Annotated in this window: 11 protein-coding genes; 9 read left to right on the top strand and 2 right to left on the bottom strand. The window is 46.3% G+C overall.

The features are described 5' to 3' along the window. The first annotated feature begins 11 nt into the window (after nt 1-11). The 4 genes from AC3B6P_RS08990 (at nt 12) to glnD (ending at nt 7,738) form a co-directional block, all read left to right on the top strand. Nucleotides 12-521 (top strand): glutathione peroxidase, encoded by a 510-nt coding sequence (locus AC3B6P_RS08990; protein WP_489805794.1) that lies wholly within the window; start codon nt 12-14, stop codon nt 519-521. Nucleotides 522-546: 25 nt separating this feature from the next. Continuing rightward, the gene (gene murJ / locus AC3B6P_RS08985) at nt 547-2,106 is read left to right on the top strand and encodes a murein biosynthesis integral membrane protein MurJ (RefSeq protein WP_489805793.1); all 1,560 of its coding nucleotides are present in this window, start codon (nt 547-549) and stop codon (nt 2,104-2,106) included. 129 nt (nt 2,107-2,235) lie between these two features. Further along, nucleotides 2,236-4,884 (top strand): DNA mismatch repair protein MutS, encoded by a 2,649-nt coding sequence (gene mutS / locus AC3B6P_RS08980; protein ID WP_489805940.1) that lies wholly within the window; start codon nt 2,236-2,238, stop codon nt 4,882-4,884. 100 nt (nt 4,885-4,984) lie between these two features. Continuing rightward, nucleotides 4,985-7,738: a [protein-PII] uridylyltransferase gene (glnD, locus tag AC3B6P_RS08975; RefSeq protein ID WP_489805792.1), complete on the top strand. Its 2,754-nt coding sequence runs from the start codon at nt 4,985-4,987 to the stop codon at nt 7,736-7,738. Here glnD and AC3B6P_RS08970 read toward each other — a convergent pair. Further along, nucleotides 7,722-9,857: a TonB-dependent receptor gene (locus AC3B6P_RS08970; RefSeq protein ID WP_489805791.1), complete on the bottom strand. Its 2,136-nt coding sequence runs from the start codon at nt 9,855-9,857 to the stop codon at nt 7,722-7,724. The two genes, glnD and AC3B6P_RS08970, sit on opposite strands and share 17 nt — an antisense overlap. Nucleotides 9,858-10,289: 432 nt before the next feature. On the opposite strand from AC3B6P_RS08970, the gene AC3B6P_RS08965 reads away from it, so the two are divergent. Beyond that, nucleotides 10,290-11,684 (top strand): PepSY-associated TM helix domain-containing protein, encoded by a 1,395-nt coding sequence (locus tag AC3B6P_RS08965; protein ID WP_489805790.1) that lies wholly within the window; start codon nt 10,290-10,292, stop codon nt 11,682-11,684. A 207-nt stretch (nt 11,685-11,891) separates the two neighbouring features. Here AC3B6P_RS08965 and AC3B6P_RS08960 read toward each other — a convergent pair whose 3' ends face one another. Continuing rightward, nucleotides 11,892-13,637: a tetratricopeptide repeat protein gene (locus AC3B6P_RS08960; protein ID WP_489805789.1), complete on the bottom strand. Its 1,746-nt coding sequence runs from the start codon at nt 13,635-13,637 to the stop codon at nt 11,892-11,894. A gap of 101 nt (nt 13,638-13,738) precedes the next feature. On the opposite strand from AC3B6P_RS08960, the gene AC3B6P_RS08955 reads away from it, so the two are divergent. From AC3B6P_RS08955 to AC3B6P_RS08940, 4 genes are read left to right on the top strand one after another with little or no spacing between them, the layout of a single operon-like run. Beyond that, the gene (locus AC3B6P_RS08955; RefSeq protein WP_489805788.1) at nt 13,739-14,794 is read left to right on the top strand and encodes a hypothetical protein; all 1,056 of its coding nucleotides are present in this window, start codon (nt 13,739-13,741) and stop codon (nt 14,792-14,794) included. Nucleotides 14,795-14,818: 24 nt separating this feature from the next. Continuing rightward, a complete protein-coding gene (gene thrC, locus AC3B6P_RS08950; RefSeq protein ID WP_489805939.1) occupies nt 14,819-16,219 on the top strand; it encodes a threonine synthase in 1,401 nt (466 codons plus the stop codon). A 22-nt stretch (nt 16,220-16,241) separates the two neighbouring features. After that, a complete protein-coding gene (locus AC3B6P_RS08945; RefSeq protein ID WP_489805787.1) occupies nt 16,242-17,507 on the top strand; it encodes a M16 family metallopeptidase in 1,266 nt (421 codons plus the stop codon). Then, nucleotides 17,504-18,850 (top strand): TldD/PmbA family protein, encoded by a 1,347-nt coding sequence (locus AC3B6P_RS08940; RefSeq protein ID WP_489805786.1) that lies wholly within the window; start codon nt 17,504-17,506, stop codon nt 18,848-18,850. The genes AC3B6P_RS08945 and AC3B6P_RS08940 overlap by 4 nt, the downstream gene beginning before the upstream one ends. The last annotated feature ends 3 nt before the right edge of the window (nt 18,851-18,853 follow it).

Here is an 18,853-nt window from a genome sequence, read left to right as displayed (position 1 = left end):
CCCCTTTTGTGATGAAAATAGTGCCTCAAACAGCCTATGATTTTACGCTTCCTGCTCTTGATGGAGGAGAAATAGATCTGTCCCAATGGCGGGGACGCCCTCTGATCATTGTCAATACAGCCTCAAAATGCGGTTTCACCCCTCAGTACGAAGCGCTTCAGTCTCTATGGGACAAACTATGCAGACATGACCCTGACGGGCCCGTCATTATCGGTATTCCCAGTGGGGATTTTGGGGGGCAGGAATTTGATAACCCTCAGGAAATACGAGAGTTTTGTCAGAAAAATTATGGTGTGACCTTTCCTTTATCCGCTAAATCACATGTTAAAGGGCCCGATGCGATCCCCCTTTTCCGGTGGCTCGCTCAGGAAGGAGGTATCCTCTCACGTCCAAGATGGAATTTTTATAAATATCTCATTAATCGTGAAGGCAAACTTCAATCCTGGCACATCCCTTTAACAGCGCCTGATAAAAAACGCTTTTATAAAGCGGTTGGCCGATTAACAAAAAAAATCAGTTAATTCCTTCTCGAAGGTACCCCTTATTTTGTTACGCAATCTTCTGACAGTTGGCGGATGGACCATGCTCTCGCGTTTGCTGGGGCTTATCCGTGACCAGCTTCTGGCAATTTTTCTGGGAGCTGGTCCCTTGCAGGATGCGTATCAGATTGCTTTCCGTATCCCCAACATGTTTCGTCGTCTTTTGGGGGAGGGCGCTTTTAATGCTGCTTTTGTGCCTCTTTTTACAACCCAATATACAGAGAACGGACAGGAAAAAGCTCTCAAATTTGCAGGGCAGGCTCTTGCTGTTTTACTGACGTGGCTCATTATTTTCGCTCTCTTATGCGAGATATTCATGCCTGCTGTCATCAGCTTCATAGCCCCTGGCTTTAAGCATGGTGATGCCAGTCGTTATAACCTCGCCATTTACTTAACCCGCATTACGATGCCTTATATGGTGTTTATCTGTAGTGCAGCCCTTATTGCTGGCATCCTGAATGCACGCCGTCATTTCGGTGCAGCGGCAGCTGCCTACGTCACCTTCAATATTGTTGGGATCATTGCAATCCTTATCGGTGCTTTCTCGGTATATAATGTGCCTGTCAGCAGTGCCTGGGGTATTACAGTTTCCGGCATTATCCAGTTAGGAGCCCTTATATGGGCAGCAAAAAAATTTCGTCTTCTGCCCACCTTTTCCTGGCCTGTTTATAATCAGGATATCGCTACGCTTTTTAAACGCATGGCACCTGGTTTGGTCGGTTCCGGTGTTACACAATTAAATCTGGCGATTGATACAATCATCGGCACACTTTTACCTGCCGGTTCCATTTCATGGCTCTATTTCGCAGACCGGGTTAACCAGCTCCCCCTTGGCGTTTTAGGAAGCGCTCTCGGTACAACCCTGCTCCCGCTTCTGACGCAACATATTGTTGCAAAAAACTTTACTGCCCTCAAGGAAAGTCTGAATAAAGCGCTTGATTATGCCCTGTTACTCACGTTACCCGCAACTGCTGGCCTGATCGCACTGGCCCCGCTGATTATGAGTGGTCTTTTTGGTTATGGCCACTTCTCCCATAATGACTTCATCAATTCAGCCCAATGTTTGCAGGCCTATGCTCTGGGGCTTCCTGCCTTTATCCTTATTAAATTATTTGCCTCTGCTTTTTTTGCACAGGGTGATACCAAGACGCCGGTTTATATCGGACTTTTTACGTTAGCACTTAATCTGGGGCTCAATCTTTTATTGTACCGCCCTCTCGCACATATCGGCCCACCACTTGCCAGCACATTTTCAGGCATAGTGAATCTTTGCCTGCTGATGCTGCTTTTAAAACGCAAAAACCTATTCTGCCCGGACAAAACAGCTCTCATACGTATCAGAAAGATTATATTAGCTTGCCTCCTTATGGGACTTAGTGCTTATGGGAGCCTGCATGTTTTTTTCCCTCACTCTGTAGATTCATTAGCTTTTTCCAAACTACTCACGCTGGGTGGTTTAATGATTGTCCATATGGCTCTTTATGGTGTTGTATTGCATTTTTCAGGGCTTCTTTCTCTTAAATCCATCTACGCAATGATCAGACGCCGCTTCAGAAAAGCCTCCTGAGAAGAGGTTGCATGAAGAATTTGATCAAAATCTTTAATCACCGTAAATTTTCTTTTTCTTGAACATTTCGTTCAGACAAATATCAGGTTTTCTCTTCTTATGTCTCTTGCCAACGCAGATTTTACCCCTATGGCTGTCCCATCTTCTAAAAATGCGACTCCTGCTATGGCACAATGGTTTTCTCTCAAAGAACAGGAACCAAATGCCCTCCTTTTCTTCAGGATGGGAGATTTTTACGAGCTTTTCTTTGGAGATGCCCAGGCCGCTGCTCTGGCTTTGGATATTGCCCTTACCAATAGGGGCACACATGACGGAAACCCCATCCCCATGTGTGGCGTGCCTGCTGCGGCTGCTTCTGTCTATCTTTTACGTTTGATAAAACGTGGGTTCCGTGTGGCCGTAGCCGACCAGACTGAAACCCCTTCCAAAGGACAGAAAGGTCCTTTACGACGTGAGATTACACGTGTGGTCACTCCCGGCACATTGACTGAGGATGAGCTTCTGGAAGCAGGGCGCAGCAATTTGCTTTTCTGCGTTCTGAAAGCTGAGAAAAAACAAAAAGCTCCCCTTGGGGCTGCATGGATTGATATTTCTACAGGCAATGTTGAAACCACGTCCCTTGCTTTAAAAGCACTCCCTGAATTACTGGCCAGGCTAGATCCTTCTGAAATTCTGGCTGAAAAGTCTTTTATCCCGCAAGATTATGAATCCCGGGTGGCACCAGCAGTGACCAGACTTACCCCCAATCTGATGAAAAAAGCCCTTTTTGAAGCTTATGGCATCACTGAAATGAGCGCCTTGGGAGACTTTCCTGATGAACAGATTGCTGCCTGCGCCACGCTCATTACCTATGTGCGCCGTAGTCAGGCTGGTAAACTCCCACGTTTAAGCCGCCCCTTACAGGAAGGTGGTGAAAATGTAATGGGAATAGACCCTGCTACACGTCAAAGTCTTGAAATTCTTCAGTCGCGTGATGGAAGCACGAACCGTACACTGTTCAGCAGTATCAATTTTACTGAAACAGCGGCGGGAATGCGCCTCTTGGCACGCTGGCTCTCTGCACCAAGTAAAAATCTGGAAATTATCCAGCGTCGTCAAGGAGGGTGGCTCTGGCTGAGCCAGCACCCTGACTTAACACAAACCTTCCAGACCATTCTGAAACAGACACCTGATTCTGCCCGCGCCCTCGGTCGTATTTCCAGCAAACGCGCCCTTCCCCGCGACCTGGCAGCCATACGTGACACGCTTAAATCAGCGGAAACGATCACTCAATTATTTGTAAAATATAAGGAAACACTTCCTCCTTATATACGCTCTCTTGCCGCAACATTATATGGACGGGCTGATACCCTGCTGAACCGCCTTATCAGCGCCCTGTCCCAGGAGCTTCCTGCTAAACTGGAAGATGGTGGCGTTATTGCGCCTGGCTTTGATTCCGAACTGGATAAATTAAGGGACCTGCGCGATAATGGCCGAAGGAAAATCACTCAGTTACAGGCACACCTAGCCGAACTTTATAACATCTCTAATCTGCGTATCCGCCATCATAACCAGCTTGGCTATGTTATCGAAGTCACTACTGCTTCGGCAGGAAAACTCAAAAAACATGAGGGACTTCATTTTCGTCAGGGTACAGCCAACCTTGCCCGTTTTTCAACTGATGAACTCATTCAGCTTGACCAGAACATCACAGAGGCAGGCGCAAAAACATCTCTTCTTGAGCAACATCTTTTTGATGATCTCTGCAATCATATTCTTGCAACCCCTGCTCTTGATGAAATAGCTATTTCACTCGCCAAACTGGACGCCCTTTTATCCTGCACAAAGTTATTCAATACAGGACAATGGTGCTGCCCAACCGTTTCAAACGGAACAGAATTTTCTCTTCAAGGCTGTCGCCACCCTGTTGTCGATGATGCCCTTAAAGAAGATTCTTCAAACGAAGCACGGTTTATCCCCAATAATTGTGAACTTCCTCCTGAAAAGCACGTCATCTTGCTTACTGGCCCCAATATGGCGGGGAAATCAACCTTTTTACGTCAGACAGCCCTGGCAGTCATTCTGGCTCAGGCAGGCCTCCCCGTTGCCGCTTCTTCGGCCAAAATAGGGCTCGTTGACAGGCTTTTCTCACGTGTTGGTGCCTCTGATGATCTTGCTCGCGGGCAATCAACCTTTATGGTTGAAATGACCGAAACAGCAGCGATCTTAAATCAGGCAGGTCCTCGCTCTTTGGTTGTAGTGGACGAAATTGGCAGAGGCACATCAACCCTTGATGGCCTTGCAATCGCCTGGGCAACATTGGAAACGCTCCACTCACAGCTTGAATCAAGGACAATCTTTGCAACCCATTTCCATGAATTAGGGACATTAATGGGGCGTCTTCCAAAACTTGCCGCTTATACTATGGCCGTTAAGGAATGGGAGGGAAAAGTCATTTTCCAGCATGAAGTCAAACCTGGACTCGCAGGGAAAAGCTGGGGCTTGCATGTCGCAAAATTGGCAGGTATTCCGAAATCCGTTTTATCACGTGCTGGAGTACTTCTTGAACGTTTTGAAAAAGAACAGACTGACCTTGGAGAAAATATCAGCGATCCTCTCCCCCTTTTCTCCTCAAATGAAGAACAAATTACTGCTATTTCTCAAACAGAAAATTCTGATAACCTGATGGAATTACAGCATTTTCTTAACGAACTTGAACCGGATTCCCTTACCCCTCGACAAGCCCATGAAATGCTCTATCGTTTAAAAGATATGGCCTTTTATAAAACGGTAACGTAACATCAATGTAATTCCTCTATAAACAGAGTCGAAAATATTACTTTCATTACTTACCCCTAACATTGTTTTAATCACTTTTAACGTTCAGGCACTCTTTTTCATGACTTCTTCAGCACTAAATCATTTCGGTGGACGTTCTGATTCTAACTTGTTTCGACTTCCCCGCAACGAGGCTGTGAGTCTAGCCAGACGTAAACTGGGACAACAGCGTGAAGAAGTAAGAAAAACTTTTGAAAGCCTGAAACTCAACGGCGTTGAAGCTGGACAGGCACTTGCAACGGCTATGGATAACATCATTATCCAGCTGGCCGACGATGCAGGGTTGGACCCAGCTGATCCTTCAGAGGCATTCTGTATTTGTGCAACTGGTAGTTATGGCGCCAGATTATTAGCACCTTTCAGTGATATCGACCTTCTTTTTATAACCAGTCCTAGCCCTTCACCTGTTTTATTGCAGCGGATCGAATATATCCTCTATAGCCTTTGGGATCTGGGGCTGAAAGTCGGCCATGCAACTCATTGTGTCAAAACCTGTCTTTTAAATGCCCAGACCGACCAGATAGCCTGCACGACTCTCCTCTATCTCCGCCCCCTCTATGGAGAATCTGCTTTAGCGACAGATATACAGACAGGGTTACGAAATTACCTCACCGATTCTGCTCTTCTTGATTTTATCAATGCAAAAATCAAGGAAAGAGAGATCCGCCATCAACGTTTTGGCGAAACGCCTTATCTGGTAGAACCAAACCTGAAAGAAGGTCGTGGGGGACTACGCGATCTTCAGGTTCTTAATTGGATAGGCCGCGCAAGCCTGGACGTCCTCAGCCCTGAGCATGATTCTCCGCAAAACCGTCTGGAGCTTGCCCCGACCTGTGTCAAACTTGGTCTTCTTTCACCTCATAAAAGCTACCGTGCCCAGAAAGTATGGAATTTTTTATGGACCGTGAGATTTCACCTTCATTACATTACCGGCCGGAATGAAGAGCGTCTCACTTTTGATGTCCAACCCATTATCGGAGCCCGTATGGGCTATGCAGCTCATGGGCATCAAAAAGGCGTTGAGCGATTTATGCGTCATTATTTTCTAATGGCCAGAATCGTTTTAAGACTGGCCCGTGTCTTACAACCTGCGATCATGCTGCATATTTTAAACCAGCAAAGCGGTGTGCCTCTCCAACTTGAGTCCGGACCAGAACAATTTACTCTTATTAATGGCCGTCTCGCATTTTCCACGCAAGAAACATTTCAGGATAACCCTGCTGACCTCTTTAAAATTCTTGATTGTGCTCGCCAATACCAGCTGGAGCTTCATCCGACTGCGATACAACAGCTTATCAATAATGAACGATTTGCCGCATTACTACGTGGAAACTCTGAAGCTTCAGAGATTTTTTTCAATTTATTATGTGATCCAGCTTTTGAAAATGGTCATCCTTCTGGAAGAGATGAAAAAGAACGCCCCTTCCTTTTGCCTCTTTTTAATGAAACAGGCTTGTTAAGCCGTTTTATTATTTACTGGTCACGCATTGTAGGACGCACTCAATTTGACAGCTATCATATTTTTGCTGTTGATGAGCATAGTATTGAAGCCGTCAGAATTCTGCGCCAGATTGAAGCAGGGAAAATGGCTGATGAAATTCCTTTTGCATACGGTCTAACCAAAGAGTTACAAGCACGGAAAGAGCTTTATCTGGCAACATTACTGCATGATATCGGCAAAGGATATGGTGGGGATCATTCGAGCGTGGGGGCTGATCTCTCTTCTTTCATCTGCAAGAAACTATGCCTGTCGCGAGAAGAAACAGATACCGTTTCATGGCTTATACTCCATCATCTTTTACTGACACAGGCTGCCTTCACACGTGATATTGACGACCCCAATATCATTCTTGATCTTGCTGATATTATCCAGTCCCCTGAAAGATTGAAGCTTCTATTACTTTTAACCATTGCCGATATCCGCGCTGTCAGCCCCAGAGCCTGGAATGCTTGGAAAGCCACACTTCTATACCGTCTTTATTCGCGTATTGCTGATGTCCTTGATGGTGGATTACAGACCCAGGGGAATGACAGCCGCGTTAATGAGGTCAAAAATACCGTCAAAACCTCTCTGATTGCTGATCTGAGCTATGAAGACATCACAACCTTCATGGCTTTGGGACAGCCAAGTTACTGGCTGAGTTTTGACCAGGAGACACTTGGGCGACATGCCCGACTGATCGCAGCCCATAATAAGGGCAATGCAGGAAATGCAATGATTGATCTTCAGCCCCTCCCAAGCCGGGATATCACCGAGCTGACGATCTTCTGCAAAAACCAGCCTGGCCTTTTTTCCAAAATTGCAGGTGCTCTCGCTTTGTGTGGCGCCATAATCTCAGATGCGCGTATCCATACATTTTCTAATGACATGGCTCTTGATACATTCTGGATCCAAAACGGGTATAGTGAAGCTTTTGACGAACCAACGCACATTGAACGACTAAAAAAAACGATACAGAATGTGTTGGATGATAACCTCCTCCTCCGAGAAGCGTTAAGTGCGGCGACCCTGCCCCTCACGCGCCGCATGGGAGCGCTTTATATCCCTTCCCGGGTCATCTACGATAATAACGCGTCAGCCCTTTATACAATTCTGGAAATTTCTGGACGGGATCGCCCTGCCCTTTTGCATAATATAACCAACGCCCTTTATCAGGAAGGTGCTGTCATTTCCTCTGCCCATATTGCCACCTATGGCCTGAGAGTTGTTGACGTATTCTATATCTGCGACCAGGAAGGACGGAAATTCACTGATAAGAAAGATCAGGACCGTATCCGGTCGGTCCTGCTTGAAGTACTTAAAGATCAGTCGTAACAGAAAACTTGAATGTCCGGGGAAGGCCCTCTGTCAGATATCCCCCGTAAGCCGAAGCCCAATAACGCGTATTAGCCAGGTTATCGACACTGAGACGTGCTGTCATGGGATGCTTATCAAGCATGAAAACATAACGGCCTCCTACGTCAAAACTGGTCCAACTCGAAACTTTGGCCATATTGGCATTATCAGCATATTGATGGCCCGTATGTGTTACACGACCTGTTAATGTGAGACCTTTGAGAGAAGGAATATCATATTCAAGATTCCCGTTAATGGTATAAGCTGCTACGCCAATAGCCTTATTCCCATCATATAAATTACGGGCGGTTCGTCTTTGCACGGCATCTGTAATGGAAGTGCCTCCATTAAAACGCAGCCCTTTCATAATCTGTCCATCCAGATTGAATTCTATCCCCTGATTACGCTGCCTGCCATTTGTCGTATAAATATTTGACCCTGTATTCCCGTAAGGTATTGAGTAAGCGTTTGGTTGGGACATCCTGAAAAAAGCCAGAGATGCACTTAACTGGCCGATGTCATATTTGGCGCCAATTTCATATTGAACAGTGCGGTATGGCGCAAAGATCTGCCCTGCATTCACTGTATTGGTCGGCGCCTGCGGCCCTGGCGCAATTCCTTCAATTCGGTTAAAATAAAGTGAGCTATGGCGTGTTGTACGAACAACTAACCCGACAACCGGTGTTATGGCATCCCGGTCATAGTGCTGGTCTTTCATATGTGTCTTGTAATCATAACTATTCGTCATGATATTTTGGTAGCGAAACCCTGCCGTAAGAGCGACGCGGTCTTTAAAGACAGAAACCGTATCTGAAAAATAAAGACTATAAAGACGCTCATCTGATTTTCTTTTAGGATTCCTGACATCACCTCCAACCATTGTATGATTGGGTCTCTCAACATAAGAGGGGTGATAAATATTGCTTGGCGTAGCAGAACCCATTGACCAGGCTGTATCCGTCTCCTCCCACAATCCGGAACCTCCCAGATTTATTTCATGTCTCAGCGGTCCTGTCTTGAAATGCCCCCTCATACCTGCACGTGTGCTTTCATTGGTCTGGATATAGGGTACATACATAGCCCCTGTCGTTCCAGCACCAGTTGCTGCATTTTTTAACGTAAAGCTTGAGTAATCTCCCGCCTCATCGCCGCCTAAGCCGCCAAATGCTCCATAGAGCATGATATTGTCAGTAAGATCATGCTCTATATTAAGCATGCCTGAAATATAATTCAGCTCATTATAAGACCAAGGTTGACCATAATTATGAGATGGTTTGACAGGACGTGGCACTTTGCTGCCCGCAGACACCATCACTGAGGGACGGCCCCATTTCACACCTTGATTCTGATAATTCATATCAAGTGTGATCCGTGTTTTCTCATCATGCCAGTCTGTATCAAAACTGACGATAGTAGAATGACGACGTTCATGATCTATTGATGTCTGACCTGACATACCTGCGACATTCAGCCTCATGCCAAGCTGCTTGTCATGTCCGAAACGCCGTCCCATATCCAGCACACCTCCTCCCATGCCGGTTCCTGTATAATCACCCGTGATACGCATCAAAGGTGTCGTCTCAGCATGTTTAAAAAGAAGATTGATCGTACCACCAATGGACGTCCCTCCCGGTGCCGCACCATTCAGAAAAGCACTGGCTCCATTGAGAAGCTGTATCTTCCCATAAGGCTGGGGAGAGACAATCTGACGTGGCACAATGCCATATAGGCCATTAATCGCAACGTCATCACCATAAACCGGAAAGCCACGTATGATAAATAACTCGGAAAAATTTCCATAACCATAGGTCGTCCGCACAGACGGGTCATTCTGCAGAACCTGACCCAATGTCTGGGACTGCTGGTTATCAACAAGACTCGCATTATAGCTGCGAATATTGAACGGTACATCAAGCCCCTTTTTCTCTCCGAGAACCCCTAACTGCCCTCCTGAAGTTACGAGCATCTGTTCACGTTTACGGGCACGCACAAGGATCGTTTCTTCTGAAGCAACGGCAGAAACTGTCGGAGATTTTTTCTTTTCATTCTCAAGCTGCCCCGCATCAGCCAGGGCCGCCCCTGATAGAGATAACGTCATAACACCTATCTGACATAAGGAACGAAGGGGAAAGCTTACTTCCCTGTGAAGCTGGTATTGAGACATGGCGCAAACTTGAAATTAAGAGAGGGAAAGGAAGTCTCTTTTAATGATGTTAAGAATCATTTGCAATAATAAGGATATAAAATAAATTCATCAGGTAAAGATCAGTCCTCTCGGGCATTAACGGTCACAATATGAGGTCAAGACGTATAAAAAACTTTTTCAATCATTCTTAATCTTTATACAGATTGACAGCTCCAAAACCCTAAAATACCTTAGATTGATATTTTTCAAATAAATTCTCATTATCTTCAATAAAATTGAAGTATTAATTGATAAAATTATAGTACACTAAATATATTGAAAAAAATATTATATCGTTTTATGTCTCATAGATAATAAAATATATCCTGCTTCCAGACTGATATCATGACACCATTTTTGCGCTCCTGGCTGACTTTTATTCACAAATGGATCGGCTACCCTACTGGGATTTTTCTATTTATTCTGTTTTTTACAGGAGCATTGGCAACATCAGGCACAGAGCTTCAACAATGGATGGAGCCGCAAACTTATATCCATGCGCCCTTAACAGATAAGGGCATTAATCGGGCAACAAGCCTATTTGCACAATCATTACAGCATGATTCAAATAGTTTCTTACGTCTTCCCACCCAGCGTGACCCGGTTATAAGAATATTACATTTCAATGGCCATATTTTTTCTGGCATTGCCTTGAACCCTGAGACAGGTGAGGTCATTAAGACAGAAAATCATAGTGGCGCGACTTTTTTCGTCCTTTTGCACAGTTCTTTCCATCTGCCCAAATTTTACGGTGCCCTGATTGGCTGTTTCATTTTCTCAGGTCTGATCCTTGTGCTCATCACGGGCCTCTGGATTCATTTGAAACGTTTTTTCCCTGACCTTCTGCTCTTCAGGCCACAATCATCGGAGAACAGGCGCTGGCTGGATCTTCATTTATTATTGGGATGCGTCATCCTTCCGGTCATGATGATAATCAGTTTTTCAGGAACAATCCTTAACCTCCATAGGCTCGGATTAATCAGTTCACACCATAATCATCATCAAGCCCCCTCCAGACATTATACTGAGCTTCCTTCGCTTTTACCTATGGTGAGAGAAGGTATGAAAGAATGGCATGATATTGAAGGCAGTTTTTTTCTTAATACGCCTGATGGGCTACATTTTATCCGTGGTGATGAAACGCATTTCTGTGGGTCCCGCTCTTTTATCACTCAAGAAGGAAAAGCCTCTCCGGCTCTGGATAAATGCAAGACGATTATCCTATTCCACGCCATACATAATGTAAGGTGGGTTCATGGAGGGTTACGTTATTATATCAGTTTAACCGGCCTTCTGGGGGCTTTGTTGACAGCCAGTGGTCTGATTCTTTTCTACAGACAGGCCGCTAAACAAATTGGGAAAAAACCAGGGAACCTACCCCTCTGCCATCTCTATAAAACCTTGAATGATGGCACTCTTATGGGGCTTCCTCTGGCGACCTTATGTCTTTTGGCCCTCACACGCCTGCCAACCCCATCTTTTATGGCAACATATCAGTGGGAAATGCTGGCTTTTTTCAGCCTCTGGGGAGGCAGCTACTTCATCAGCCTTATCACAAACGGCAGATATGCCGTTCTGCCCTGCTTACTGGTCCTGGCAGGGTTTGGCCTGTTTCCACTTGACCTCATGACAAGATCCTTTGAAGATGCCACGAAACTCTGCTTCGCAATTGATCTATGCGCTGCCCTCATCGGTCTGGCAGCTCTGATCGCTTTTCGGAAAATGAGAAAAAACACATGATATGGTTATTTCTTATCTGTTGGATAAGCTGGGCCTTATCAAGATTATCGCTTACCAGCAAACATGAAAGAGCCCCCTCTTTTCTTGCCTCGATACCACGCCGTTTCTCTTTATGGGGGGAGGTGGTGAGCTTGGCGGTACCTGTTACTGTCCTCATTTTTAGGTGGAATATCCATGACCTCTTTTTATGGGGGTATTGTGGCCCGGTTATTGTCGTTCCTCTCGTTCTGATAAGGGCTTACAGCCTTGCTCTGCCCATTCACAGACGGCCTTCTCAAGAACCTTGACTGCAACTTTCCAACCTTCATTTACATCTGACAGATCATTGCCAGAATAAAATAACCGCACATTCTGATACCAGAAATGATGCGACCATCGCCAATCACCTCCTTGACGATGGAGCAACCATAAATTCTTTCCCATTGCTCCAGCCATATTGGCAACCAGACTATCAATACTGATAATCAGGGCACAACGCTGGATAGCGGCTGCCAGATCAGAAAGATGATCAAGAGGCGCTTTTTCCATCCATTCTGGAACATCCCCTCCTTTTTGCAGGCTCAGAAACCTGACATTCTTTATGAAGCGCAAGGGCTCTAGCAAAGACACAGATATAGAACGGCGACGATCATAAATATAAGCTGTATTTCCAGACCAGCAAAGACCGATCAAATAAGGTTCTGCCTGACCTGGAACTGACAGATAAGGTGCTGTCTCCGACTTTTTATGGAGAAGGAAAGGCAGACTATTCAAACTTTGCCAGGCCATTACAGGATGCCCCGCCGGCACCAGTCTCTCACGCGGCATAGCGGGCATGAGCCGGACCATATCCAGCATATCTGGAGGAAAATCGAGCCTTAAGGGACGTTTTGAAGCAGCTTCAGGCAAAAACCTCAAAAAGAATAAACCATCTCCCAATCCTCCTTCAAGCCGTATGGAAATAGCCTCCTCTCCGGCAGAACCGTCCCATTCGGGGAGCAACGTCTGGTAAAATTCAGAGGTAAAAATTTTTCTTTTTTCGTAAAGTGCCCAGCCTTCTTCCCATAATCCTCTTTCAAGTAAAATAGCACTTCGGTTGAAAGCGGCCTTTGAAGAAAACTCCTGATTAATCGGAAGTTTCGACTCATTTCCATGTGCCTCAATATTCTGGAAAAGCTGTTCTGCCTTACGGCGCGCTCCTGTTTCATAACAAAAACTTCCATAAGCCAGTTGCAAGGCGGAATTATCGGGCTGTTCTCTTATCAGATCTTCAAAAAGCTCTTTTGCAGAAATGATCTCTGCCAGTGATAATTTTACAAGAGCCAGTGTAAGTCTTGTCTCCCACGTAAAATTCCCTAGGGAAAAGGCTCTCTCCAAAGCCTTACAAGCTGCATCCCATTGCGCAAGATGGAAAAAGGCCACTCCCTGATTAGCGTAAAAACTGCCTTCTTCTGGAAGAAGTTTCTGTGCCTGTCCATAAGCTGAGACTGCCTGCTGATACTGCCCTAGCTGCATAGAAGCACTGCCCAGGAACCCCCAAAGCACGGCCTCTCTTGGAGCAAGCCTTACTGCCTGAGCAAAAGCGGAAACAGCTTCAGATAATTTACCTTCTCCAAGAAGTGCTTCTCCAAGGCCAGCATGCGCTGAGGCTTCTTCAGGAAAATATTGAATAGCCACAATAAAAGCCGAACGGGCTGCATCCAACTGCCCTTCAAGCATTAAGGCACGTCCTAAAGTCTGGTAAAGTCTGCCAAGAATGACCGGATCATCCAGTTCCCCCAACATAGGGAGAATACGCCCTATGAGAGCAATTGCCGTTGCCGGCATGTTTTGCATCAGGGCAACCGCTGCCAGGATATGCACACCATATGGGTCATCAGGCTTTTGACCAAGATAAGAACGCGCATCTTGTGCCGCTTGGTCAAAATCGCCCATTTTGAAAGCATTCAGGGCACGTTCCAATAACGCCATCATAACATTTTTATCCCTAAAATAGAGACTTTGGGTCATTAATTACCATTTAGTCGCTCTTCACTATCTTGCCAAATGCTGCAAAAAGTCCAAACATAGGCGTCATGACTATGTCTTCCTTGCTCCTGCGCCCTATGACACAACGTCTTTTGGGGCATTTGACTCTCTCATCCCTGCTTTGTCTGGGCAGTCTGGCCACCATAAAGGCAGCCTACCCAGCCGATGAAGTAAAACCGGCTCCCACGCCAGCACAGATCAGTTCTGAACACCCTATTACAGAAAGGTTGTTGCCTGTTCTTGCTGCCATTCCTGATGGCAGGCTCTATAGCCTTGATAAGGATGGGGTCCTTGTCCAGCTTGAACAGACACAAGACCAGACCCACCATTTTTCTGGTCTGCCCGCTTTCAGCGCGTTAACAGGGAATGACCAGGGATTATGGGCTGTTACCAAAGGCCAGACACCAGAACTTTATCATCTCTCTCCTGAAGGGGCTGTCAAAAGCCACAACCCTCTTCAGAAAGTGACAACACCGACAAGCCATATTCCTAATTTGCAGATCGGTCGTGATTTTGCCTATCTCTCTGATGAAGGTGCTCCTGCCCTTATTGTCGTGGACCTTAAAACTCATTTAGCCCGCCGCCTGATGGTCAGCTATCCCAGCCTCATTGCGGAACGCCCCTATAAACGCAATGGCAGGTCAGAAAAAAAACCTGATGGTCATTTTCTAAGTGTCGGCAATGTCCGCTACCTTGCTTTAAGCCAGGATGGAAAAAAACTTTTCTATCAAACGCCCCCTGGTCCTTTTTTCATGATTGAAACCGTCCTGTTAAATGACCCGACTACGGGACCTGCTGAACTGCTAGAAGCAATGGTCAAATGGCGGAATTCATACTGCCTTGGTGGCCTTGCCATCACTCCGGAAAACACCCTTTATATGGCAGATGTCGATCATGGAGACCTGCTCACCATCCCTCAGAAACACCTTCCTATGCGCCTGCTTCATGATATAAAGCTTACGCAAGCAAAAGATATGGTATTTATTCCAGCAGGAACTTCCTCGAAGGCGAAACTTGCCCTTCTGGTCAATGCTGCGGATGATCCAAATACATCAAGCGAGACAGAACAGCCGTTAAAACTACTCATCGTTAACTTACCTTGATCCTTACATTTTGATGGATAGATGATGCTTTATCGATCGACCCGCAACGCCACCAATGACAGGGCTCCCTCTTTTTCTGACATATTACTCAGCGGATTAGCACCTGATGGAGGGTTATACCTTCCGACAGAATGGCCCCAAATCTCCCGCGAGACTTTTCTGAGATGGCGTGGTCTCTCATATCCCGACCTTGCCGCTGAAGTTATTTCGCTTTTCTCTGCTGGAAGTATCCCCCTCGAAGATTTGCGGACCATGGCCCATGACGCCTATAAAAACTTCGATCATGCAGCGATCGTTCCCCTTATCGAAGTCGAAAACGGGCTTTTCTCGCTTGAACTTTTCCATGGCCCCACCCTTGCTTTCAAGGATATGGCGATGCAGATGCTCGGCCAACTTTTTGAATATGTATTGGAAAAAGAAGACCGCACAGTCACAATTGTAGGGGCAACTTCAGGAGACACAGGCTCAGCCGCTATCGAGGCTTTTAAGGGGAAAGCACGTGTAAAAATCGTCATCCTGCATCCCTTTGGGCGCACGTCAGATGTACAACGCCGCCAGATGACAACTGTCATGGAAGAGAATGTCCTCAATATCGCTATTGAAGGTGATTTTGATACCTGTCAGGATATGGTTAAAGCCATGTTCGCAGATGAAACCTTCCGGCAGGAAGTTTCTTTATCTGCAGTCAATTCGATCAATTGGGCCCGTATCGCAGCCCAGATCCCTTATTATATCCGGTCTGCCCTCTCTCTCGGAGCACCAGACAGAGAAGTTTCCTTTGCCGTTCCAACCGGAAATTTTGGCAATATCCTGGCTGCCTGGGCGTCAGGAAAAATGGGGCTGCCTATTCGGAAATATATCGTTGGATCAAACAAAAATGACATCCTGACCCGCTTTCTGCTCAATAATGACATGAGCATTACAAACGTTGATCCCAGCCTTTCTCCATCCATGGATATTCAGGTTTCTTCTAATTTTGAACGTCTGCTGTTTGAAATGCTGGACCGTGATGCTGACCGCTGCAGTGCCATCATGCAGGAATTCCGCCAGACAGGACGCATGGCTGTCCCTCAGGATGCGTGGAAAAAAATCTGTGAAAACTTTAATGCCCTACGCCTTGATGATGATGAAACCATTGCTGCCATGCGTCGCTTTTATGAAGAGTCACATTATTGTGCAGACCCTCATAGCGCCATTGGACTAGAAGCCGGACGTCATTATAAAGAAAGCGATGTTCCTATGGTTGTTGCAGCCACCGCACATCCAGCCAAATTCCCTGACGCGGTTAAAAAAGCAACGGGACTCCACCCGGAGCTTCCTCCCCATTTAGCTGATTTGTTTACGCGTCAGGAACGTTATAAAACATTGCCCAATAATCTTGAAGAAGTGCAAAGCGCTATCAGAGCACATATTCGGCCCCGTTAATTTTATATAAAATAAGGCATTTATGAGTTCCGCAATTGAACAAACCACTCTGGCAAACGGCCTGAGAATTGTGACAGAAACGATTGACCGTGTTGAGACTGTTTCCTTTGGCGTTTATGTCGCTTCCGGCTCACGCCATGAAACAGCAGAGAATAACGGTGTTGCACATTTTCTGGAACATATGGCTTTTAAGGGTACTCAGCGCCGCACAGCGATGCAGATTGCCGAAGAGATTGAAAATGTTGGCGGGCAAATCAATGCCTATACGGCACGTGAAAACACGGCTTATTATGTCAAGCTTCTGAAAGAGGATCTTGCCTTAGGGGTTGATATCATTGGCGATATCCTCACCCATAGTACATTCAGCCCTGAAGAAATCGAGCGCGAGCGCGGTGTCATCCTTCAGGAAATCGGGCAGGCGAATGATACACCGGATGATATTATCTTCGATTATTTCCAGGAGCAGGCTTATCCCAACCAGCCAATGGGGCGCCCAATTCTAGGAAGTGAAGAAAATGTCCGCACCATGAGCCGTGATACACTCATTGCTTATATGAACGAGCATTATAGCACGCAGAATACTGTTATTGCAGCAGCTGGTAAATTAGACCATAAAACGGTTGTTTCACTGGTCGAAGAGCATTTTAGGGACCTGCCTACACATAAGCCACCCAAGGCTGTTTCTGCCCTCTATCAGGGCGGGATCCACCAAACCCCCCGCAAGCTGGATCAGGTTCATTTATTATTAGGTTTCCCTTCTTCCGGTTATCAGGATGCTGACTATTACGGCACTATGGTCCTCTCGACCCTTCTAGGCGGCGGAATGTCCTCACGTCTTTTTCAGGAAATTCGTGAAAAACGCGGACTTGTTTATAGTGTTTATAGCTTTGCAAGCCCTTTTGAAGATGGCGGCATTTTTGGCGTTTATGCGGGAACCGGGCCAGAGAAGACAGATGAGCTGGTCCCCTCCATGCTGCACGAACTTCGCAAACTTCAGGACGGCCTTTCCCCAGAAGAGTTAAGCCGTGCGCGCACCCAGCTCAAGGCATCATTGCTTATGTCACTGGAAAGCCCCGGAAGCCGTTGTGCCCAGATCGGGCGCCAACTTCAGCTTTATGGACGTATTATTCCTACTGAAGAAACAGTTTCGCGGATTGATCAGGTTACAGAGGACGATATTTTACGCATAGCGCGCACTATTTTCAGCGCTGCCCCCACAGTAACCACTATGGGATTGGCAAAAAATATTCCTTCTCCTGACGATATTCGTGAAATATTAAATAAATGACTGACATAGAAGCCCTCTTATCGCAAGCACTTGAATATGCACGTCAGAAAGGTGCTGATAATGCTGATGTCCTGATTACCAGATCTTCAAGCGATAATGCCCTTGTCAGAAATGGTGACATAGAGGGCATTAAACACTCTGAGCAGATCGGTCTCGGGCTACGCGTTTTTAAAAATAAAAAACTGGCTCTTGTTTCTACCCATGACCTCTCTGCAGAAGCCTTGTCTCTCTGCGCTGAGCGCGCTTGCGCAATGGCTGATGCTCTGCCACCCTCCCCTTTTGACGGTCTTCTTGAAAGCCCTCTGGAGAAAACTGACCCTGCGTTTATTGAGCAACTTGACCTCATTGACCGTAAAAGCAGCCCTGGAACAGATGAGTTGATAAAACAGGCTCAGGAAATGGAAGAAGCGGCGCTGAAGCAGAAAGGCATTACCAATAGTAATGGAGCCTCAGCCAGTCGATCTTCTACGACAATTGGATATGCGACAAGTTACGGGTTTTCTGGCTGTTACCAGCGCACACAATTTAATCGCACCATCAGCGTTATCGCTGGCCCTAAAGACGCGATGGAACGGGATTATGCCACCCATAGCACGCTTCATTATTCAGATCTGAAAGCGTGTCATATTCTGGGAGAGGAAGCTGCAGAACGGGCCTTAAAGCGGCTAAATCCCCAAAAACCCCGTACAGCGACATTACCAGTCATATTTGATCGTCGGGTGGCCTCTTCTCTGGTGGGGCATTTTCTCTCTGCCATTAATGGTTCTGCCCTCGTGCAGAAAACATCATTTCTAGAAGGAAAATTAGGGGAAAAACTCTTCCCTGAATCCATCATTATTGAGGATAAACCCCTGCTGCCCCGCGGGCTTGGCTCCCGTCCTTTCGATATGGAAGGTTATGGGAGTTATGATCTGAATCTTGCCTGGCAGGGCAGATTAGTAAACTGGTTGCTTGATAGCCGTTGCGCCCGGCAGCTTGGCATACCATATAATGGCAGGGCTGTCCGGTCTTATGCCGGGAGCCCTCACCCTGGTATAAGCAATGTTCTTCTTCACGCTGGCCGCAAGACAGTTCAGGAGATGATCGGAGAGCTTTCGGAAGGCATCCTCATTACCGAAATGATGGGTAATGCCATTAACCCTCTGACAGGTGACTATAGTCGGGGGGCCTCTGGTTTCATGATCAGAAAAGGTGAAATTGCAGAGTCCCTTTCAGGCTTCACCATTGCTGGAAACCTGAATGATATGTTTGCCCGGTTTGAGCCGGCTAATGACCTTTTATTGGAAAGCGCCATCAATGCGCCTTCCATCAGAATTGATGGAATGACAATTGCTGGAGAGTAACTT

This window comes from Aristophania sp. ESL1142 (assembly GCF_058107345.1).
The sequence above is the reverse complement of the archived record's forward strand: the minus strand, read 5'-3'. Positions and strand labels throughout refer to the sequence as shown.